This window comes from Pseudomonas sp. PK-RTE-24 (genome assembly GCF_054052265.1).
On sequence record NZ_CM133224.1, the window covers coordinates 3,935,053 to 3,956,725 of the forward strand.

The 21,673-nt window shown below is 60.4% G+C and carries 19 protein-coding genes; 10 read left to right on the forward strand and 9 right to left on the reverse strand.

Features of this window, described 5'->3' with window-relative positions:
• Positions 1-57 precede the first annotated feature (57 nt).
• A complete protein-coding gene (locus ACV8MC_RS17835; protein ID WP_056789178.1) occupies positions 58-1,812 on the reverse strand; it encodes an L-lactate permease in 1,755 nt (584 codons plus the stop codon).
• A 244-nt stretch (positions 1,813-2,056) separates the two neighbouring features.
• Between ACV8MC_RS17835 and ACV8MC_RS17840 the strand changes: the two genes are divergently transcribed.
• Positions 2,057-2,263: a hypothetical protein gene (locus ACV8MC_RS17840; RefSeq protein ID WP_016775135.1), complete on the forward strand. Its 207-nt coding sequence runs from the start codon at positions 2,057-2,059 to the stop codon at positions 2,261-2,263.
• A 51-nt stretch (positions 2,264-2,314) separates the two neighbouring features.
• Here the strand turns inward: ACV8MC_RS17840 and ACV8MC_RS17845 are convergent, their stop codons facing one another.
• Entirely contained in the window at positions 2,315-2,596 is a 282-nt protein-coding gene (locus tag ACV8MC_RS17845; protein ID WP_236168640.1) for a hypothetical protein, read from the reverse strand.
• A gap of 280 nt (positions 2,597-2,876) precedes the next feature.
• Here ACV8MC_RS17845 and ACV8MC_RS17850 point away from each other — a divergent pair, with 280 nt between their 5' ends.
• On the forward strand, positions 2,877-3,899 hold the full coding sequence (locus ACV8MC_RS17850; protein ID WP_150741062.1) for a hypothetical protein: 1,023 nt from the start codon (positions 2,877-2,879) through the stop codon (positions 3,897-3,899).
• 90 nt (positions 3,900-3,989) lie between these two features.
• On the forward strand, positions 3,990-4,610 hold the full coding sequence (locus ACV8MC_RS17855; RefSeq protein ID WP_024013291.1) for a TetR/AcrR family transcriptional regulator: 621 nt from the start codon (positions 3,990-3,992) through the stop codon (positions 4,608-4,610).
• Positions 4,611-4,812: 202 nt separating this feature from the next.
• On the opposite strand, the gene preA is transcribed toward ACV8MC_RS17855, so the two are convergent.
• From preA to hydA, 3 genes are all read right to left on the reverse strand, one after another.
• The gene (gene preA, locus ACV8MC_RS17860) at positions 4,813-6,087 is read right to left on the reverse strand and encodes an NAD-dependent dihydropyrimidine dehydrogenase subunit PreA (protein ID WP_457262825.1); all 1,275 of its coding nucleotides are present in this window, start codon (positions 6,085-6,087) and stop codon (positions 4,813-4,815) included.
• The gene (locus ACV8MC_RS17865; RefSeq protein WP_346623727.1) at positions 6,088-7,455 is read right to left on the reverse strand and encodes an NAD(P)-dependent oxidoreductase; all 1,368 of its coding nucleotides are present in this window, start codon (positions 7,453-7,455) and stop codon (positions 6,088-6,090) included.
• Positions 7,456-7,610: 155 nt separating this feature from the next.
• A complete protein-coding gene (gene hydA, locus ACV8MC_RS17870) occupies positions 7,611-9,050 on the reverse strand; it encodes a dihydropyrimidinase (RefSeq protein WP_457262827.1) in 1,440 nt (479 codons plus the stop codon).
• Positions 9,051-9,674: 624 nt separating this feature from the next.
• Here hydA and ACV8MC_RS17875 point away from each other — a divergent pair.
• The 4 genes from ACV8MC_RS17875 (at position 9,675) to ACV8MC_RS17890 (ending at position 14,773) form a co-directional block, all read left to right on the forward strand.
• Positions 9,675-11,159: an NCS1 family nucleobase:cation symporter-1 gene (locus tag ACV8MC_RS17875; protein WP_423663187.1), complete on the forward strand. Its 1,485-nt coding sequence runs from the start codon at positions 9,675-9,677 to the stop codon at positions 11,157-11,159.
• 234 nt (positions 11,160-11,393) lie between these two features.
• Positions 11,394-12,677 (forward strand): Zn-dependent hydrolase, encoded by a 1,284-nt coding sequence (locus ACV8MC_RS17880; protein ID WP_457262829.1) that lies wholly within the window; start codon positions 11,394-11,396, stop codon positions 12,675-12,677.
• A gap of 201 nt (positions 12,678-12,878) precedes the next feature.
• Positions 12,879-14,375, forward strand: a complete 1,497-nt coding sequence (locus ACV8MC_RS17885; protein WP_095180256.1) for a helix-turn-helix transcriptional regulator — start codon at positions 12,879-12,881, stop codon at positions 14,373-14,375.
• 140 nt (positions 14,376-14,515) lie between these two features.
• Positions 14,516-14,773: a DUF1652 domain-containing protein gene (locus ACV8MC_RS17890; RefSeq protein WP_150635024.1), complete on the forward strand. Its 258-nt coding sequence runs from the start codon at positions 14,516-14,518 to the stop codon at positions 14,771-14,773.
• 1,084 nt (positions 14,774-15,857) lie between these two features.
• On the opposite strand, the gene ACV8MC_RS17895 is transcribed toward ACV8MC_RS17890, so the two are convergent.
• The 4 genes from ACV8MC_RS17895 to ACV8MC_RS17910 all read right to left on the reverse strand — a co-directional run bounded on the left by ACV8MC_RS17895 (position 15,858) and on the right by ACV8MC_RS17910 (position 19,401).
• Positions 15,858-16,625: an SDR family oxidoreductase gene (locus tag ACV8MC_RS17895; RefSeq protein WP_041480848.1), complete on the reverse strand. Its 768-nt coding sequence runs from the start codon at positions 16,623-16,625 to the stop codon at positions 15,858-15,860.
• A gap of 37 nt (positions 16,626-16,662) precedes the next feature.
• Entirely contained in the window at positions 16,663-17,730 is a 1,068-nt protein-coding gene (locus tag ACV8MC_RS17900) for a phosphotransferase family protein (RefSeq protein WP_252867796.1), read from the reverse strand.
• Between the two features lie 163 nt (positions 17,731-17,893).
• Entirely contained in the window at positions 17,894-18,862 is a 969-nt protein-coding gene (locus ACV8MC_RS17905) for a 2-hydroxyacid dehydrogenase (protein WP_305380979.1), read from the reverse strand.
• A gap of 155 nt (positions 18,863-19,017) precedes the next feature.
• Positions 19,018-19,401, reverse strand: coding sequence for a tautomerase family protein (locus tag ACV8MC_RS17910; RefSeq protein WP_236168648.1), 384 nt, complete (start codon positions 19,399-19,401; stop codon positions 19,018-19,020).
• A gap of 248 nt (positions 19,402-19,649) precedes the next feature.
• Here ACV8MC_RS17910 and ACV8MC_RS17915 point away from each other — a divergent pair, with 248 nt between their 5' ends.
• From ACV8MC_RS17915 to ACV8MC_RS17925, 3 genes are all read left to right on the forward strand, one after another.
• Entirely contained in the window at positions 19,650-19,844 is a 195-nt protein-coding gene (locus ACV8MC_RS17915) for an FtsB/FtsL family cell division protein (protein ID WP_056789207.1), read from the forward strand.
• Between the two features lie 49 nt (positions 19,845-19,893).
• Complete coding sequence (locus ACV8MC_RS17920; RefSeq protein ID WP_163032915.1) at positions 19,894-20,064, forward strand: hypothetical protein; 171 nt, start codon at positions 19,894-19,896, stop codon at positions 20,062-20,064.
• A gap of 254 nt (positions 20,065-20,318) precedes the next feature.
• Entirely contained in the window at positions 20,319-21,599 is a 1,281-nt protein-coding gene (locus tag ACV8MC_RS17925) for an HAAAP family serine/threonine permease (protein ID WP_024013278.1), read from the forward strand.
• Positions 21,600-21,673: the final 74 nt, after the last annotated feature.

Here is a 21,673-nt window from a genome sequence, read left to right on the forward strand (position 1 = left end):
GATGTGCCGACCTCTTCGCGAGCAGGCTCGCTCCCACAGTGGAGTTGTGTTTTGCAGTTATGGCCCACCCACCACCATCGAGGTAAACGGTGCGACATACGCCTGCAACGTCACCAGCCCGCCGACCAGGATCGCCAGCACGATCGAGTGGAAGAACACGTAACGCAGGATCTCGCCCTCATGCCCGTACCAACGGGTCGCGGTGGAGGCGACGACGATCGACTGCGCGTCGACCATTTTGCCCATCACCCCACCGGAACTGTTCGCTGCCGCCATCAGCACCGGACTGATACCCAGCTGTTCCGACGTTACCCGTTGCAATCCGCCAAACAGCACGTTTGACGCGGTATCGGAACCAGTCAGCGCCACCCCCAGCCAGCCGAGCAGCGTGCCGAACATCGGGTAGAAAATCCCCGTCGCCGCAAACGCCAGGCCCATGGTCGCATCCAGTCCCGAATAGCGGGTGAGGAAGCCCAGCGCGAGCATCGCCGCAATCGTGATCAGCGAAAACCGCACCACCCACAATGTGCGCAGGTACTGCTTGATCAATTGCGGGATCGAATAACCCATCAGCAAGCCGCCAACGATCGCCGCCAGCAAGATCCCGCTGCCGGTCGCGGTCAGCCAAGTGAACTTGTAAATCGCTTCCTCGGCTTTCGGCGCCGCGACCACGGGCGGCACTTTTTCTATTTGCAGATGCAGACCGGTGAAGGTCACCGCAGGGGCGAAGATCGGGTTGGCCTCGCGCACCGGTTTGCCTTGCGGGTCGAGCTTGGCCGATTGCGTGACCGGGTCGATCACCGGGCGCGTATCGAACATGTTCTTGAAGCCCTGGGTGCCCCAGGCAAACACGAACACCGTGAGAATGATCCACGGCATCCACGCACGCATCACTGCCGGGCGCGCCTGATCGCTGAACGCGGCGCTGGCGGTGACTGTTTCTTCGTCGACCTTGGAGTTGTCGACGCGCCCGGACAGCGCCGCCGAGGTATGGATCGTCGCCGGTTTCCACACCTTGAGGAACAGCGTCAGACAGGCCATGGAAATCAGCGCAGCGATGACGTCCACCAGCATCGGCCCGTGGTAGTTGGACACGAGAAATTGCGGGATGGCGAAACTCACCCCGGCCACCAGAATCGCCGGCCACACCTCGAGCATCTTGCGCCACCCGGCAAACGCCCAGATCAACCAGAACGGCACCAGCACCGAGAAGAACGGCAACTGCCGCCCGACCATCATCGACAGCTCCATCTCATCCAGCCCGGTGACTTTGGCCAAGGTGATGATCGGTGTGCCCAGCGCACCGAAAGCAACGGGTGCAGTGTTGGCGATCAGCGCTAGGCCGGATGCGGCCAATGGCGAAAAACCCAGGCCGATCAGAATCGCACCGGTCACCGCCACCGGCGTGCCAAAGCCTGCCGCGCCTTCGAAGAACGCACCGAAACAGAAGGCGATCAGCAGCAATTGCAAACGTCGGTCATCGGTGATGCGCGCGAGGGAGTCCTGCAGCACTTTGAACGAACCGTTTTCGGTGGTCAGGCGATGCAGAAAAATGATGTTGAGCACGATCCAGCCGATCGGCAGCAAGCCATTCGCCGCGCCGAACAGCGCGGCCGAGCCGGCCATGCCCGCTGGCATGTCGAAGGCGAAGATCGAGATCAGCAGGGCGGACGCGAGCGCCAGCAAGGCTGCCAGATGTGCCTTGACGTGAAAGAACGCCAGCGCCGCGAGCATCACCACCACCGGCACTGCGGCCATCAGCGTGGAGAGCACCGGGTTGCCGAACGGGTCGTAGATTTGCTGCCAGACCATGGTCCACCTCTGCTTATTGTTATTGAGGGCGCAGATCCATTGCATGGGGGTTGGTTGCAAGCAGTATAGGTGGCATTCCGCCGCCGTTCGGGCATGGCGAACGGGCCGACCAACGGTCGATAGTGGCCACTGAATCAACGTGCTTTTGCCCGGTCGTATCTGCGGCTGCGCGCACTGCGTCCCGAAGACGCGGGCAGCGTGGCGATTTCCGTCGTCAAGACCTTGGGTTTTAGGGAAGTGTTGAATGAAGCAAGCGACAACGATGCTGCTCACTGTGACCGCCGCCGTATTGCTGAGCGGCTGTATTGCGGATTTTGATGATGACCACCGGCATGGCCGGCACTACGACCGCGACCACGGCCGCTATTACGACCATGACCGGCGTTGGGACGACCGCGATGACGACCGCCGCGATGGCCGTCGTTATCACCGTGATCGCGATGATGACTGATTGAAAGCAGAGGGCGTTCCCGTTAAAGGAACGCCCTCTGTGCATCAGCCTTCAGTTGAAAAAACGAGCGTTCGCCTGGACGCGGGATCGCGCAGGCACCGGGGCCTCGTGATCGAGCAGATGGGTGGCGAGTATGTCGCTCAGAAAACGGAACTGATCGTTGAGGCCGACCACTTCATTGCTGAAATGATTGCTGGCGGCGGGCATCAGCAGATCGTCGAAATCTTCGTTGAACACCAGTGTCTGCGCCTTGCGCGGCACGACGTGCTGTTGGTAGTAGTTGCTGCCGAACACCGGGAAACTCACGGAGAGGGTGACTTGGGTGTGGATCATGATGTGAACGCCTCGTTGTGTTTCGGATGAGTCAATCGTGCCTTTCATCATGGGAGGGCGGAAGGCAATCGTGGCGATGGTGGATATCGATGGTGGTGATGGTTGAGGTTTGCGGTGCTGCTGATGGCGCCTTCGCGAGCAGGCTCGCTCCCACAGGTGCAACACATTTCAAATGTGGGAGCGAGCCTGCTCGCGAAGAGGCCGGAACCTTCAGCATCGGAATCGACTGACCTGCCTATACTCAAACCTGCACCTCCCCAAGCCAAAGGACACCACCACCGTGAACCCACGCGCGCTGGTCGTCGCCGCACTGTTTCTGCTGGCCGGCTGCGCCTCCTCGGCTCGGGCGCCGGTGAGCGCGCCGCAGGCGGTGGTGGTGTCGGCGCAAACCTGGCAGCAGATCGACCGCGAGATCCTCAGCGCATCGCAACAGGCCACCGAGCAGGTCAAGCTGTTCGCCCGTGGCTCGATGGAACATTGGCGCACTCGGGTCTATCAGCAAACTGAAGAAAATTTCATCCCTTGGTTCAGCAGCTACTGGACCCAGGAATGGCTGTCGATGAAGGTCAGTTGGTACACGATCAGCGCCGGCGGTGAGCAGGATGCTTCGGCGAAACGGCTGGCGGCGTATCTGCTTGAGCAATATCAGGAAAAAGTCCTCGCGCCGGTAGCAGTGGAGATCGATCCGGATGCGATTCTGGCGCAGGCCACGGCGTTCTATGCGCAGTTGATGGCGCAGCAGATGCCGCTCATCGCCCAGCGTCACGGTGTGCCGATTGCGCAGCTCAACGGACGCTTGCAGAAGATCCCGGCCATCGCCCTCGGCCCGCCGCCGGCGCGGGATGCTTCGCTGTTCAAAGTCATCAGCACCGAGCCGCTCAACACCCTCCCGGCGTACGCCGCACTGATCGACAAGATCCACACCGACGGCGGCGCCAAGGGCATTTCCTCCACCGACGCGGCGATGGCCCCGGTGGCCAAGCGCGCCAGCCAGCGCATCGAAGCCGAAATGGCCCCGCGCGGCGCCGCCAGTGCGGTGGCGGCAGCGGCGGGGAAACTGGCCGGGGCGATGATTTCGGTCGGCGTGGCCGGCATACGCGCAATCATCCAGGCCAACGACCGCCCTGACAGTGAAGCGCTGATTCGCAGCAGCCTCGGCAACACCTTCGACAAGGCCTGGCAGAAGCTGCTGCAAAATCCGACCACGGGCGTGATGGCCGGCACGTTGCACATGGCCGGGCAGGTCGAAGGCAATTTGGGCGTGAGTGAACCAACGCCTATCGGTGTGAGCGCTGTGCCATAGCGCCTGCACCTGTGAAGTTTTGTTGGCGGCGGTCGCGCCCGGATCAGAGCGGATGCTAGTCTTGCGCAACGCTGTTGTCAGGGAGCCCACATGGGCAATCACAAGATCGAGATTCGCCGCAGTAACGTCGAGAAAATCCTGCTGGCGGCGGAAAAGGTTTTCGCCGAAAAAGGCTTCGGCAGCACCGCCATGGCGGACATCGCTGCCGAAGTGCAGTTGCCGCGTTCCAATCTGCATTACTACTTCAGCACCAAGAGCGAGCTGTACAGCGCGGTGCTGTTCGATCTGCTGGAAGTGTGGAAGCAGGACGCGCTGTGCTTCGAGATGTTCGACGACCCGCGCGTGGTGCTGAGCAGTTACATCCGCGCCAAGATGAATCATTCGCGCAGCCGGCCCTATGGCTCGAAAGTCTGGGCCAACGAGATCATCCACGGCGCGCCGACCCTGGGCGAAGCGCTGGATGCGAGCCTGTATGACTGGGCGAAGATGAAGGAGGCGAAGATTCGCCAGTGGGTCGAGGACAAGCGGATCCTGCCGGTGGAGCCGTCGGGTTTGCTGTACATGATCTGGGCGTCGACCCAGCACTACGCCGACTTTGATCATCAGGTGAACATTCTCAATGATCACCAGCCGTTGTCGGATATGCAGTTCGAGCGGGCGGTGCAGACCGTGACAGGTGTGATTTTGCGCGGGATCGGGCTGGAGCCTTGAAGAGCACCATCAAGGGCTTACCCTCACCCCAGCCCTCTCCCAGAGGGAGAGGGGGCCGACCGAGGTGTATTGAGAGGTACATCGACCTGAAAGACCGTGTCGATTATGGATTCACAACAACTCTTTCAGGTCGGCGAAGTTTGTCAGCATCCCCCAATCAGTCCCCTCTCCCTTTGGGAGAGGGCTAGGGTGAGGGGGTTTTTCAGACTGCAACGTGGTAGGGATTGCGCGGATCATGATTCCAGTCCAGAAACGGCTTGCCCGTTTCCATCGGTACCATCTCGATGCAGTCGGCCACGGGGCAGGTGATCTGGCACAGATTGCAGCCTACACATTCCTCATCGATCACTTCATATTTATGCGTACCGTCGGCCTGTTTCAAACTGCCGATCGCCTGGTGTGACGTGTCTTCACAAGCGATGTGGCAACGCCCGCAACCAATGCACGCCTCCTGGTCAATCTTTGCGATCACCTGGTAGTTGATATCGAGGTACTTCCAATCCGTGGTGTTGCCCACGGCGCGCCCGGAAAATTCGGCGATATTGGCGTAACCCTGGCTGTCCATCCACCGCGACAAGCCGTCCTTCATCTCTTCGACAATGCGGAAACCATGCAGCATCGCCGCCGTGCACACCTGCACCGCGCCGCTGCCCAGCGCCATGAACTCCGCCGCGTCGCGCCAGCTGCCGATGCCGCCGATGCCGCAGATCGGCAAGCTCTGGGTCTGCGGATCACGGGCGATTTCCGCGACCATGTTCAGCGCAATCGGCTTGACCGCCGAACCGCAATAACCGCCGTGGGTGCTTTTGCTGCCGACGGTGGGCAGGGCGACCATGTGGTCCAGGTCGACGCTGGTGATCGAGTTGATCGTGTTGATCAGCGACACCGCATCCGCGCCTCCACGATGCGCCGCCCGGGCAGCGACGCGGATGTCGGTGATGTTCGGGGTGAGTTTGACGATCACCGGCAGCGAGCAGTACGTCTTGCACCAGCGTGTCACCTGCTCGACGTACTCCGGCACCTGGCCGACCGCCGCGCCCATGCCGCGTTCGGGCATGCCGTGGGGGCAGCCGAAGTTCAGTTCGATGCCGTCGGCGCCGGTGGCTTCGACCAGCGGCAAGATGTGTTTCCACGACTCCTCGACACACGGCACCATCAGCGACACGATCAGCGCGCGATCCGGCCAGTCCTTCTTCACCTGGGTGATTTCGCGCAGGTTGATTTCCAGCGAGCGGTCGGTGATCAGTTCAATGTTGTTGATGCCCAGCACTTCGCGATTGGCACCGTAATGCGCCGAATAACGCGAGGAAACGTTGACCGCCGCCGGATCCTCACCCAGGGTTTTCCAGACCACGCCACCCCAGCCCGCTTCGAAGGCGCGGACCACGTTGTAGGCCTTGTCGGTGGGTGGCGCAGAGGCCAGCCAGAACGGGTTGGGCGCTTTGATACCGGCGAAGACTATCGAGAGATCGGCCATTTACGCAGCCTCCACGTTGAGCATCAGTTGAGCGTTGATCGCCTCGGCGGCGCGTTTGCCATGCTGCACCGCTTGCACGGTAAGGTCCTGATCGAGGCTGGTGCAGTCGCCGCCGGCATACACGCCGGGGACGCTGGTGCGCAGGTGTTCATCGACCTCGATGCGTTCGCCCTGACGTTTGAGCTCGCGCGCCAACGGATCGCTGAGGGTGCTGTCATCGAAGCTCTGGCCGATCGCTTTGAAGATCGCGTCGGCAGCCAGCTCAAAGGTTTCTCCGGTGGTTTGCAGACGGCCTTCAACCAGATCAGTGCGGGCGAAACGCATGCCGCGCACGCGGCCCTGATCATCGAGCAACACTTGCTCCGGCTGCGCCCAGGTCAGCAACCGCACCTGATTGGCTTTGGCGATGTCCTGCTCATGGTGGGTGGCGCCCATGTCTGCCGCACCACGGCGATACACCAGATTGACGTCGCGCGCGCCGAGGCGGGCCATTTGCACGGCCATGTCGATCGCGGTGTTGCCAGCGCCGAGAACGATGCAGCGTTCAGCCAAGGGCAGTTGCGTGAGGTCATCGGCCTGGCGCAGTTCGCGGATGTAATCGGTGGCGGCGAGCAGGCCCGGCGCGTCTTCGTGGGCCAGACCGAGTTGCTTGCTGGCATTCAGGCCGAGGCCGAGGAATACCGCGTCAAACTGCTGATGCAGTTCGCTCAGGGTCAGGTTTGCACCGAGTTTCTGGCCGTGGCGGATTTCTATCCCGCCAATCTGCAGGAGAAAGTCCAGCTCCTTCTGCGCGTAGTCATCGACCAGTTTGTACTTGGCGATGCCGTATTCGTTGAGCCCGCCGGCCTTTTCCCGTGCTTCGAAAATCACCACATCATGCCCGTGCATCGCGCTGCGATGGGCGCAGGACAACCCGGCCGGCCCGGCGCCGACCACGGCGATACGTTTGCCCGTGGCCGGGGCGCGCTGGAACGGATGTTCGGCGAAATGTGCGTTGTCTACGGCATAACGTTGCAGCAGACCAATCAGCACCGGCGCGCATTCCTGCGCGTTGTTGCGCACGCAGGCTTGCTGGCAGAGGATTTCCGTCGGACAGACCCGCGCGCAACTGCCGCCGAGGATGTTTGCCGACAGGATTTTCTGCGCCGCGCCTTGGACGTTGTCTTGATGGATGTTGCGGATGAACGACGGGATATCGATTTCGCTGGGGCACGCATTGACGCAAGGCGCGTCGTAGCAATACAGGCAGCGCGAGGCTTCCAGATGCGCCTGACGGGCATTGAGCGGCGGCGCCAGATCAGTGAAATGACCGGCGAGGGCGGCCGCGCTTTCGTGCGGGTGGGGGAGGTGGTTCAGGGTCTCGATCACGGTTCATGGCCTCATGGCTAATTGAGGTGCTGCCTCTGGTGGGCAGTGGTTTTATGGCGTCAGGGAGGGCCTCTTCGCGAGCAGGCTCGCTCCCACATTTGCTATGCGCTCACCTGTGGGAGCGAGCCTGCTCGCGAAGGCCGAAGGCCTGGCTGTCAGCGTTTCACCGCCGTCGGCCTGTGCAACTCCGCCCGCTTGCTCAACAAATCAAACACCGCCGGATAGGCCGGCCGTTCGATGTAGCGTCCGGCGCCGCGTTCGGCGCGCAGGTCGCCGTCGGCCCAGACCACGCGGCCCTGGCTGACGGTGTGGCTCGGCACGCCGCGCACGGTCTTGCCTTCGAAGATGTTGAAGTCCACCTGCTGATGGTGGGTCTTGGCGGAAATGGTCCGTGTGCCTTGCGGATCCCACAGCACCAGATCGGCATCGGCGCCAACGCGGATCGCGCCTTTGCGTGGATAGATATTGAATATCTTCGCGGTGTTGGTGGAGGTCAGCGCGACGAAATCCTGCATCGACAATCGCCCGGAGTTGACGGCTTCATCCCACAACACTGCCATGCGGTCTTCGATGCCGGCGGTGCCGTTGGGAATCTTGCTGAAGTCGTCGCGTCCGGCAGCTTTCTGCTCGGCGCAGAAACAGCAGTGGTCGGTGGCGGTGGTGTGCAGATTGCCGTTCTGCAGCCCGTGCCACAGCGCCTCCTGATGGCCGCGCGGACGAAACGGCGGGCTCATCACGTAGCCGGCAGCGGTCTGCCAGTCCGGGTGTTGATAGACGCTGTCGTCAAGCAGCAAGTGCCCGGCCAGCACCTCGCCGTAAACCGGCTGGCCCTTGCTGCGGGCATAGGTGATTTCGTCCAGAGCTTCCTTGGTGGAAACGTGCACCAGGTACAACGGCGTGCCGATGGTTTCGGCAATGCGGATTGCCCGGCTCGCGGCTTCACCTTCGACCTGCGAAGGCCGCGACAGCGGATGCGCTTCCGGCCCGGTAATGCCCTGGGCCATCAGCTTGCGTTGCAGGTGATAGACCAGCTCGCCATTTTCTGCGTGTACGGTCGGCACCGCACCAAGTTCCAGGCAGCGCTCGAAACTCGCCACCAGAGTGTCGTCGGCGGCCATGATCGCGTTCTTGTAGGCCATGAAGTGCTTGAAGCTGTTGATGCCGTGGTGGCTGACCAGCTCGGCCATTTCCTCGCGCACCTGTTCGCTCCACCAAGTGATCGCGACGTGGAAGCCATAGTCCGACGCAGACTTTTGCGCCCAGCCGCGCCACTGATGAAACGCTTCCATCAGCGATTGCTGCGGATTGGGAATGACGAAATCGATGATCGAGGTAGTGCCGCCGGCCAGGCCGGCAGCGGTGCCGCTGTAGAAATCCTCGCTGGCAACGGTGCCCATGAACGGCAGTTGCATATGCGTATGCGGATCGATGCCGCCGGGCATCAGGTTTTGGCCACTGCCGTCGAGCACTTCGGCGCCGGCGGGAATGTCGAGGTTTTCACCAATGGCTTTGATCACGCCGTCAGCGCAATAGACGTCGGCGCGGTAACTTTCATCATGGGTAACAACGGTGGCGCCACGGATCAACAGAGACATTCCGGATTCCTCGCAGGCATGACCGACTTGTGCCGGTTCTAAATGTTTTATTGAAGTACAGCGGCGCAGTTCGTATTCCTGTCATCGCTGTCAGGAATAGAAACTAGTCGCGATTTCAAGAATGATCAAGAATATTTTTTATAAGCTTATAGCTGTTTCAAGCTATTGATAAATAGAGATAAAAACGAGAAATCACCAAAATGGGTAGGGCGCTCACCATTTTGACGCACTTGACAGGATGGAAATATGAGCAAGATTTCCTATGTGAAATCAGCCGCTTGAAGTTGTGCTGCGGTTGCGGGTTCACCGACAAAAATAAATGCAGTGCACCAGTTTGAGTCCTGACACTTCGGACAACTTGCCCGACGTTTAGCCTGAGCGTTCAGACAAGTTTTCCCGGACTCAGCGAATATTCAATTAAAACTGATGAATATCAGAAAGTTGCAAAGCGTGCAGTGCACCGCCCAAGCGTTCAGCGCCAGACCCGGCACGTTTATTGATGCCGCCGCTGACACCATGGCCGGTGCGTGAAAGTTGTCAGTTCCTCCGGCCATCGTCCGGCTGGCGCCGTATGCGCTCGCCGCCTGATGAGCAAAAAATAATCAGAAAAACAGTGGAGCGGCCATGCAACAGACCAGATCACAAGTGACCGAGCGCGACGGCTTGTACGAGCTCGAAGCGGGCAGTGATGTCCTCGACAGTCCCCGCTACAACCACGACATGGCACCGACCAAGGTGCGCGAACGCACCTGGAACAAATGGCACATCACCGCGCTGTGGGTCGGGATGTCGATTTGCGTGCCGACCTACACCCTCGGCGGCGTGCTCACCGCCTATTTCGGCTTGAGCGTCGGCGAAGCGCTGCTGGCGATTCTGTTTGCCAACGTCATTGTGTTGATTCCGCTGACCCTCAACGCCTTCCCGGGCACCAAATACGGCATTCCGTTTCCGGTGCTGCTGCGCTCGTCGTTCGGCATTCTCGGTTCGAACGTGCCGTGCCTGATCCGCGCGTTGGTGGCGTGTGGCTGGTTCGGTATCCAGACCATGTTCGGCGGACTGGCGATCCACCTGTTCCTCGGCTCGGTGTTCGAGGGCTGGAAATCCCTCGGCGGCACCGGCGAGGTGATCGGTTTCATGGTGTTCTGGGCGCTGAATCTGTGGGTGGTGATTCGCGGCGCCGAGTCGATCAAATGGCTGGAAACCTTGTCGGCGCCGTTGTTGGTGGCGGTGGGCATCGGCCTGCTGGTGTGGGCGATGCCCAATGTGTCGATGACTGAGTTGCTGGCGATCCCGCCCAAGCGTCCGGAAGGCGCCAGCGTGGTCAGTTATTTCGCGGCAGGGCTGACGGCAATGGTCGGCTTCTGGGCCACGCTGTCGCTGAACATTCCCGACTTCAGTCGCTACGCCAAGAGCCAGAAGGATCAGATCCTCGGGCAGATTTTCGGTCTGCCGCTGACCATGTTTCTCTTCGCTGCGCTGGGCGTGGTGATGACCGCCGCATCGGTGAAACTGGTCGGCGTCACCGTGTCCGACCCGGTCACGCTGATCGGGCATATCCAGAGCCCGGTGTGGGTGGCGGTGGCCATGGCGCTGATCATCGTTGCCACACTGTCGACCAACACCGCCGCCAATATCGTCTCGCCAACCAATGACTTTCAGAACATCGCGCCGAAGGTGATCAACCGCACCAAAGCGGTGTTGCTCACCGGTCTGGTCGGGCTGGTGCTGATGGGCCATGAACTGCTGAAAAAGCTTGGCCTGATCGTTTCCGACATCAGCCTGGAAACCGTGTACTCAAACTGGCTGCTGGGCTACTCGAGCCTGCTCGGGCCGATCGCCGGGATCATGGTGGTGGATTATTTCCTGATCAAGAAACAGCGACTGGACCTCGCCGGGCTGTACCGCGATGACGTGTATCCGGCGTGGAACTGGGCCGGTTTTCTCGCCTTTGGCGTGCCGGTGGCGCTGACTCTGCTGTCGCTGGGCAGCGACGCGTTCAGCTGGTTCTACAGCTATGGCTGGTTCACCGGCTCGGCGTTGGGCGGAATTATTTATTACGGGTTGTGCGTGATGCGGGCGCAGCCTTCGGTCGTGAAAACAGCGGTGTGAGCAAGGCCTTTTCGCGAGCAGGCTCGCTCCCACATTGGAAATGCATTCTCACTGTGGGAGCGAGCCTGCTCGCGAAGGCGATGCTCCATACACCGCCGAAACTGATCGTTCCCACGCTCTGCGTGGGAATGCAGCCTGGGACGCTCCGCGTCCCAACAGCGGACGCAGAGCGTCCATGGATGAATGCCCACGCAGAGCATGGGCACTATCGGCATCAGCATTGAGGAGATCCCCATGAACGCAGCCGTCGACGTTCTGCAATCCACCCATCAGCACATCAACCGCGATCGCCTCTGGGCCTCGCTCATGGAACTGGCGAAACTCGGCGCCACGGTCAAGGGCGGCGTCTGTCGCCTGGCCCTGACCGACCTCGACCGCCAGGCGCGCGACCTGTTCGTGCAGTGGTGCAAGGACGCCGGTTGCAACGTCACGGTCGATGCCGTCGGCAACATTTTCGCCCGGCGTGCCGGGCGCAACCCGAACCTGCCGCCGGTCATGACCGGCAGCCACATCGACACCCAGCCCACCGGCGGCAAGTTCGACGGCTGCTTCGGCGTGCTCGCCGGCGTCGAAGTGCTGCGCACCCTCAACGACCTCGGCGTGGAAACCGAAGCGCCGCTGGAAGTGGTGGTCTGGACCAACGAAGAGGGCTCACGCTTTGCCCCGTGCATGATGGGCTCAGGGGTCTTCGCCGAGAAATTCACCCTCGAGGAAACCCTCGCCAAGGTCGATGCCGACGGCGTCACCGTCGGCGAAGCACTGGATGCGATCGGCTACGCCGGCCCGCGCAAGGTTAGCGGGCACGCGGTTGGCGCGTATTTCGAAGCGCACATCGAACAAGGCCCGATTCTCGAGGACGAAGAGAAAACCATCGGCGTGGTACTCGGCGCGCTCGGGCAGAAGTGGTTCGACCTGAAATTGCGCGGCGTCGAAGCCCACGCCGGCCCGACGCCGATGCACCTGCGCAAGGACGCCCTGGTCGGTGCCTCGGTGATCGTCGGCGCCGTCAACCGCGCCGCCCTCGGCCATCAGCCCCACGCCTGTGGCACGGTCGGCTGCCTGCAAGCCTATCCCGGCTCGCGCAACGTGATTCCCGGCGAAGTGCGCATGACTCTGGATTTTCGCCACCTGGAGCCGGCGCGGCTGGATTCGATGATTGCCGAAGTGAAACAAGTGATCGAGGCGACCTGCGAAGAGCGCGGCCTTACCTACGAACTGACCCCGACCGCCGACTTCCCGCCGCTGTACTTCGAAAAAGGCTGCGTGGAAGCGGTGCGCGGTGCTGCGAAAGGGCTGGGTCTGTCGCACATGGACATCGTCAGTGGTGCCGGGCATGACGCGATTTTCCTCGCCGAGCTCGGCCCGGCGGGAATGATTTTTGTGCCATGCGAGGGCGGCATCAGCCACAACGAAATCGAGAATGCCGCGCCGGATGATCTGGCAGCGGGGTGCGCGGTGTTGTTGCGGGCGATGCTCGCGGCGTCGGCGATGGTGGCGGCCAGCGAGCGTGCCGCCTAAGGTAAACACACCCAGTAAACCTGTGGGAGCGAGCGTGCTCGCGAATGCGCCGGGTCAGTCACCGAATGGTCTGTCTGACCCAGCGCATTCGCGAGCAGGCTCGCTCCCACAGGGGTTTTTTGGCGATTTTGGGGTTGTGGCACGATCCCGAGCCGCCGCGGTCGTACTCTTCACCTAGCCGCATCACAGTGTGGAGATCCAATGAGCCAGGAAGTCCTGACCACCGAAACCAACCGTCGCCAGTTGCAGCAGATCATTGCCGGGCTGTCGGACGGGGTGATTCTGCTGGAACTCGACAAAAGCATTCTCTGGGCCAACGAAGCGGCGCTGACCATGCACGGTGTCAGCACCATCGGTGATCTGGGCAGTAACGCCGACGAGTACGCCAGACGCTTCACGCTGCGCTATCGCAATAATCATGTTTTGCCGCCGGACAACTACCCGATCAGCCGCGTCGCCCGCTGCGAGGCGTTCAATGATGTGCTGATCGAAGTTTCGTCCGTGGACGACCCGGAGCGGGTCTGGGTGCACAGCGTGCGCAGCATGGTCCTGACCGACCGCGTCGGCCAGCCCGAGTCGCTGGTGCTGATCATGAGCGACGTCACCGATTGGGCCAACGCTGAGCTGCGTTTCGAAAAAACCTTCAATGCCAACCCTGCACCGGCAGTGATCTGCCGACTCAGCGATTTGCGCTACATCAAGGTCAACCCGGGCTTTCTGGAAATGACCGGCTATACCCGCGATCAGGTGATCGGCACTTCGGCTTACGAAATCGATATCTTCGAGCAGGCGGATCAGCGCGATCTGGCTGTCCAGCGCTTGCGCGATGTCGCGACCATTCCGCAGATGCAGGCGGAACTGCGCCTTCCGGACGGTGGCAGTAAACAGGTGATCGTTGCCGGTCAGCCGCTGCTGCTCAATGACGAGAATTGCATGCTGTTCTCCTTCGTCGACATGGAGCCTCGGCGCCGGGTCGAGGTTGCCTTGCGTCAGAGCGAGGAGCGCTTTGCCAAGGCTTTTCGTCTGACTCCGGTACCGATTTTGATCTGCACCGCTGACAAGCAGGAGGTCATCGATGTCAATCAGGCGTTCCTCGATACCCTGGCCTATGACAGCGATGATGTACTCGGCAAAACCGTGACGCAATTGAGCTTCATCCACGATGACAGCGCGCGCACGCGCCTGCTGTCGGCGCTGGCGAAGAACGGTCGGGTGGATCGGGTCGATGTGCCGGTGCGCAAGAAGGACGAGGAGTTGTTGGAATGTGCGGTCTCGGCCGACACCGTGAACATTCACGACACGTCCTGCTATCTGCTGGTGTTGATGGACATGACCGAGCGCAAGCGCACTGAGCTGGAACTGGTCGCGGCGATCGAAGAGGTGATGAAGGATGCGTCGTGGTTCAGCCGAACGCTGATCGAGAAGCTGGCCAACGTGAAGAAGATCAACTCGCCGCAGCTGCCCAGCGCCTCGTTCACCGACCTGACGGCCCGTGAGCGTGATGTCCTGGGTTTGATCTGTGAAGGTCTGGCGGACAAGGAGATCGCCGCGCGGTTGAAACTGGCGCCCAATACCGTGCGCAATCATGTGGCCACCGTGTACTCGAAAATCGATGTGCATAGCCGCAGCGAGGCGATCGTCTGGGCTCGAGAGCGCGGTTTGTTTTCGGGAGAGTGGGGCACCAAAGGCCAGCGCTGAGGGGTGCAAATGCACTAGTTACAAGGGTGCAAATTCATGTATTGGCCAAGGCGTTGTGTTCTTAGGCTGGTGGGGTGCGGTGTGGGCCATTTCGGGCCTGCGATCGTGCCCCTTTTGAAACAGTCATAGGAACAACGTCAATGATGAATCTTGCGCAGTTGCGCGCTCGGCTCGAGCACAGTTTTGCGCCGCTGGCTTGTGAGTGTTCGGTGGATGGTGATCATTCGCTGACGGTCAAGTTGTATCACCGGGATTCGGGGCAGGTGGATCTGGTGATCAGTGGGCTGGATCTGGCTGCGCTGCGTACGCCCGGGGCGGTCGAGGCGTTGGTGGGGGAGTTGCGGTATGAGCTTGAGAGCAATTCCTTGCGTTCTTCGCGGGATCCGGATTTGGCTTAAGCGCGCTTTGGTCTTGGCGGCCTTTGGGCCGGCCATGCTCTGGGGGGGGGGTGGGTGTATATCCGTTTCTGCGGGTGCTGCTGGTTACGGTTCCGCCCTTACGGCGGGTCACTTTTGGCAAACGCCCCAAAAGTAACCAAAAGGTCTTCGCCCTGACGTTCGGCCCGCTCGCTTAGGCTCGGGGTTCCTTCGCTGCGGGATCGATCCTGGCGCAGCGGCTCCGGTTTGCTTCGCTGCACCTACACTCGCTGTGTACGACTGCGTCGTACGGTCGCTGCGCTCCCACGCCCGGATCAATCCCTCCACTCAGCCTGCCGACGGGCTCCAAGATCAAGATCAAAAGCGGTACTCGAGCTAACGCTCATCGTGTGTAGGAGCTGCCGAAGGCTGGGATCTTTTGATTTTGATTTTGATTTTCTGTGGGAGCGAGCCTGCTCGCGAAGGCGGCCTGACAGCCGACCTGATTGTTACTGAACTCACTCGATCAAACCTGTGGGAGTGAGCCTGCTCGCGATGAGGCCCTCGCCGACAACCATCATCCCAATCCAGCCCTCTGCCGGAAAATCCCCGCAAAAACCGACAGCCCAAACCAGCCAATCACCCCAATCCACTGGCGCTAACAAGGCGCTCAGCTATAAAGAATGAGTGGTCAGGTCTTCCGCGGCCGGTTGGGTTGCGGGAGTTTGTCTCTCTTTACCGCGGGTCGTCCTATGAATAATCCTGGGAAACGCGTATTGCCGTTGGCTTTTCTTGCTGTGCTGTTGGCCGGTTGTGCCAGTCCTCCACCCCCTGCGCCTGTCGCGCCGCCGCCACCGCCGGAACGTCGGTGTGAGGTGCTGGAAAATACTGAGGTTGCCGGGGATGTGTATGTGGATGGGCAGGTGACGCGCCACATCACCACTACGCGTTGCATAACCCAATAAGATTCGCGATTCCTCGATTGCACGAAGCCTGGAACCCAGCAGTGACCCTGTGGGAGCGAGCCTGCTCGCGAATGCGTGGTATCAGTCAAAACATAGCTGACTGACACAACGCTTTCGCGAGCAGGCTCGCTCCCACACGGGTTAGCAATTTGCCCTGGAAATCAGGACAGGAATCCGCCATCCACATTCAGCGCCACGCCAGTGGTGTAGCTCGACGCATCGCTGGCCAGGTACAGCACCGCGCCGGCCATTTCGCTTGGATCGGCTACGCGTTTGAGCGGGATCTGGGTCAGTGCCTGTTTCAGAATCGCGTCGTTCTTGACCAGTGCCGAGGCGAATTTGGTGTCGGTCAGGCCGGGGAGCAGGGCGTTGCAGCGGATGCCGAATTGCGCGCATTCCTTGGCGAAGACTTTGGTCATGTTGATGACCGCCGCTTTGGTTACCGAATAGATGCCTTGGAAGATTCCCGGCGAGATGCCGTTGATCGACGCGACGTTGATGATGCTGCCGCCACCGTTTTCGCGCATGAGCTTGCCGGCTTCGACCGACATGAAGAAGTAGCCGCGAATGTTCACATCGACGGTCTTCTGGAACGCCCCCAGATCGGTGTCCAGCACGTTGCAGAATTGCGGGTTGGTCGCGGCGTTGTTGACCAGGATGTCGAGGCGGCCGAATTGTTCCTTGATCCCGGCGAAGACCTGGCTGATCTGCTCCATCTCACCGATGTGGCAGGCCACGGCTGTCGCCTTGCCGCCGGCGGCGATGATGGCGTCGGCGACGTGTTGGCAGCCTTCGAGCTTGCGGCTCGAGACGATCACGTGGGCGCCTTGCTGGGCCAGCAGTTTGGCGATGGCTTCACCGATGCCACGGCTGGCGCCGGAGACGAAAGCGATTTTGCCGTCGAGGTCGAACAACTGAGTCTTGGACATGGGTTTCCCTTGTTGAAAGTCTTGTTATTGGCCCGGATCAGAGGCTGGATTTCTGAATGACCTGCAGGCTCATCTGCTCCAGCAGTTTGTTCATGTGAATGAACTGCGCGAAGCGTTTGTCCTGCGTCTGGCCATGGTAGAAGCGGTAGTAGATCTGCTGCACGATGCCGGCCAGGCGGAACAGGCCGTAGGTGTAGTAGAAGTCGAAATTGTCGATGCGGATGCCCGAGCGCTCGGCGTAGTAGTCGACGAATTCGCGGCGGGTCAGCATGCCCGGCGCGTGGCTTGGCTGGCGGCGCATCAGTTGCACCGGTGCCGGGTCGCCGGCTTCGATCCAGTAGGCGAGGGTGTTGCCCAGATCCATCAGCGGGTCGCCGAGGGTGGTCAGTTCCCAGTCGAGCACGCCGATAATTTGCATCGGATTGGCCGGGTCGAGAATGACGTTGTCGAAGCGGTAGTCGTTGTGGACGATGCTCGACGTCGGGTGGTCGGCCGGCATCTTGTCGTTGAGCCAGGCTTTGACCGCTTCCCAGTGCGGCGCGTCCGGGGTCAGGGCTTTTTCGTAACGCTCGCTCCAGCCCTTGATCTGCCGGGCGACGTAGCCTTCAGGCTTGCCCAGATCGCCGAGGCCGCAGGCGTTGTAATCGACCCGATGCAGTTCGACGAAACGGTCGATGAAGCTTTTGCACAGCGCTTCGGTTTTCGCCGAATCGAGGCCCAGCTCCGGCGGCAGTTCAGCGCGCAGGATGATGCCCTTGACCCGTTCCATCACATAGAACTCGGCGCCGATAACGGCTTCGTCGGTGCAATGCACATAGGCCTTCGGGCAATACGGAAAGCCCTCGCGCAGTTGGTTGAGAATGCGGAACTCACGGCCCATGTCGTGGGCGGATTTGGCTTTGTGGCCAAACGGCGGACGGCGCAGAACGAATTCTTGCTCGGGGTATTCCAGCAGGTAGGTCAGGTTCGACGCGCCGCCAGGAAACTGGCTGATCTGCGGCGTGCCGGTCAGGCCGGGAATGTGCGCCTTGAGGTACGGATCGATCAGGCTGGCATCAAGTTCTTCGCCTGCGCGGATCCGGGTGGACTGGTCAGTAAGCGCCATGCTTATCCCTTCTGCTTATTTTGGAGGCCAGACATCATTGGCTAATCTAATAGCGCGCTCGGGTGCTCACAAGCGCGGGTCGGTCTTATAGGTTAGCGTGTTGCTGGATAATCAACTTTGAGAATGGGGCAAAGATCGGCGCGGTTCGACGATGCCACGCGCGTTAATGCACGCGCTGGTTGTTCAACTTGGGCGGCAAGGCGACGGGAGTCAGCACCGGTTGCCCGGAGAAAAACGCCATCAGGTTTTTCCCCACCAGTTCAACGGTGCCTTGCGTGGCTTCAGGGGACAACCCGGCGACGTGTGGGGTTAGCACAACGTTGCTGAGGTGTTTCAGGGCGTCGGGCACTTCCGGTTCGTGATCGAACACGTCCAGCGCTGCGCCGGCGATACGACGTTGCTCAAGTGCGGTGATCAGGTCTGCCGTTGCGATAACGCTGGCGCGGGCGATGTTGACGATAAAACCCTTGGGGCCGAGCGCATCGAGCACTGCTCGCGTCACCAGATGTTGCGTACCAATGCCGCCGGGCGTGGCAACGACCAGGAAGTCCGAGGCTCGCGCCAGATCGGTCGGTGTCGAGCAGAACGCATAAGCGACTTCGCTGCGCACCTGGCGGCTGTGGTAGCTGACCTGCATGTCGAACCCGAGCTCCGCACGTTTGGCAATCGCCATGCCCACGGCGCCCAGCCCGAGGATGCCCAGACGCTTGCCGGCCAGCGACGGGCGCATGATTTTCGGCCATTCACCGCGGCGCACGGCGGCATCGCAGCGCGGGATGTCGCGGACCAATGCCAGCAGCAATGCCATCGCATGATCGGCCACTGACGAGGCGTTGACTCCGGCGCCATTGGTGACGGTGATGCCACGGTCACTGGCTGCTTGCAGATCGACCTGTTCATAACCGGCGCCGATCACGGTGATGATTTTCAGGGCGGGCAGGGCGCTGATCTCTTGCGCGGTCAGACCCAGCGGGCCGCGAGTGAGCACGGCATCGATGCGACTGCCATGGGTGGCGATGGCTTGCGCACGTTCGGCTGGCGTTGGTGCGAGGATCAGGTGGAATCCCTGATGCTCAAGAATCGGCAGATAGTCATTGATCGTTTCAACCAGTACCAGAACGGTTGCGGGCATTGCGCGGCTCCTGTGATTGGCGGCGGGTGGGTCGCGAAAGTCGACTCAGAGTGCTGAATCCGCAGCGGCTTGGCAATCGTTGCATTCGCGCAGTGGTGCTTTGATTCTGGACGGGTTCGTGGAACAAGCAAGCACGCAGGCATGGGCGCTGCGAATCAGCTGACGTATTGCGCAATGCCGTTGCCAAACGACCAGTTCTCTTTCTTTACCTCCAGCAGATTGATGAATACATCCTCCAGGCGAATACCCAGTTGCGCATGCAGGCTCTCGGCAATGGTTTTGAACAGCAACTGCTTCTTTTCCACGCTGCGCCCTTCGCTGATGGTGATCTGGATGAACACCACGCCGTCGCTGCGCTGGATGCCGAGGTATTGAGGGTCGTACACGAAGTGCTGACCATCGTGCTCATTGAGAATCTGGAAATTGTCGTGTTCGGGCACATCGATACAGCTGCGCAGGGCGGCGTAGATCTGTTCGCCGATGCGCCTGGCGAAAGTGGGGTCTGGGTTTTGCTGGATGTCGACGCGGACCAGTGGCATGGGAGGCTCCTTGGGTTATGGCTTCTCTCACGCTAGATCAATGGCGGAGTTCTGGCAGGTAGTTGGTCTGGAATATTGCGGATCACTCGTATGAGGAGGCTTACGTGACTCGCGGATTTTGCCTACGGGGATGGCAGATGCGTCTGCTGGTCAGCGTGAATGGAACAGTTTGATGATAAGGGCATGACGATAGCCGTCGATGTGCATGCAAATGCTGACACCGATCCGCCAGCAGCCAAGGAGGGCAAATGTTCCATAACGATCGCGAAAATCTGGAGCTAGACAGGCTGGAAAACGAATCAAGGAAACTCGTGGCTGAATGGAAAAAGCTTCAGGCTGAAGAGAAAAAGTTATCAAGGGAGACGAAGCTCTATCCAATTGCAGTGTTTGGTGGAGTCTTGACTGCAATCACCGCAGTGGCAGGGTTTTTCTTCAAGTTGTGAGTCTTCATGCTTCACGACCGTCAGGCGCATTATTCAAAGGTTAATCAGTATGAGCACATATGACCGTAAGGCACGACTGGAGCAAATTGAGCGAGAGTTCGCAGAATATGACGAAGCGGTGCGCAATAGAGACAAGCGCGAAAATGGCAAGCTCTGGTTGCTTTTCGGCTTCGGGCTGTACTGCGTTTTATTGGGTTTCATGCTCGGCATATCGCTCTAGGCGCATTCGATGACGCATGGGTGGGTGCAAAACGTATCCGTTTGCGGCATCCGACGTATCCATAAACGACCTTGTTTTTTCTATAAACGACCATCCTTGGATCTGCTCCGCACAACCATTCCTCAGCTAAGTCTTTGCTTGCATTGATTTATCACGGAGAATCGCGCCCCTGTTTCGGCCGGAGCATGTCTGTCGGTTTTTTCCGACGCGTCCTGACCGAGTGGCAAGTGACCGGAATGCGGAGATCCGACCGGATGAATGATCAGGCCAATAGCCTCGAAAAGCGCTTCGACGCAGCAGCACCCGCTGAACTTTCGAGCTGGAATCGCCAGGACACCACCTGGATGCTGGGACTGTTTGGGACGGCCATTGGCGCCGGCACCCTGTTTTTGCCGATCAACGCAGGATTGGGTGGCTTCTGGCCGCTGGTGATCCTCGCGCTGCTGGCATTTCCGATGACGTTTTACGCGCACCGTGGCCTGACCCGTTTTGTCCTGTCCGGTCGCGAAGGCGCCGATATCACCGAAGTGGTCGAGCAGCATTTCGGTATCAAGGCCGGTGCCTTGATCACGCTGCTGTACTTCTTTGCCATCTTCCCGATCCTGCTGATCTACAGCGTCGGCCTGACCAACACGGTCGCCAGTTTCCTCGAACACCAACTGCACATCACGCCGCCACCGCGCGCATTGCTGTCGTTCGTGCTGATTCTCGGCCTGCTGGCCGTGGTTCGTTGCGGTGAGCAGGCGATCGTCAAGGCCATGAGCCTGATGGTCTATCCGTTCATCGTTGCGCTGCTGTTCCTCGCCGTGTACCTGATTCCGCACTGGAACGGCGGCATCCTCGCCACCGCCTCGCAAGTGCCGGCGCCGTCAGCGCTGCTGCACACGCTGTGGCTGGCAATTACGGTGATGGTGTTCTCGTTCAACCATTCGCCGATTATCTCGGCGTTCGCGATGGACCAGAAGCGTCGTTACGGTGTGCACGCCGACGAGCGCAGCTCACAGATCCTCGCGCGCGCTCATGCATTGATGGTCATTTTGGTGCTGTTCTTCGTATTCAGTTGCGTGCTGACCCTGTCGCCAGAGCAACTGGCTGAGGCAAAAGAGCAGAATCTTTCGATCCTGTCGTACCTGGCCAACCACTTCAGCAACCCGACCATCGAGTTTGCGGCGCCGTTGATTGCGTTTGTGGCGATCTCCAAGTCGTTCCTCGGTCATTACATCGGGGCCAGCGAAGGCCTCAAGGGCCTGATCGTCAAGAGCGGCAGGCGTCCGGGCGCCAAAGCGCTGGATCGCATCGTGGCGGCGTTCATGCTGGTGATCTGCTGGATCGTCGCAACGCTTGATCCGAGCATCCTGGGCATGATCGAAACCGTCGGTGGGCCGGTGATTGCGGCAATCCTGTTCCTGATGCCGATGTACGCGATTCGCAAAGTGCCAGCGATGGCGCGCTATCGCGGGCAGGCGTCGAACGTGTTTGTTACGGCGGTGGGTCTGGTGGCGATTTCGGCGCTGGTTTACAAGCTGGCTGTGTGACCTGTCACTGATGACTGATCGTTCCCACGCTCTGCGTGGGAATGCCTCTTGTGACGCTCTGCGTCACGCTTGGG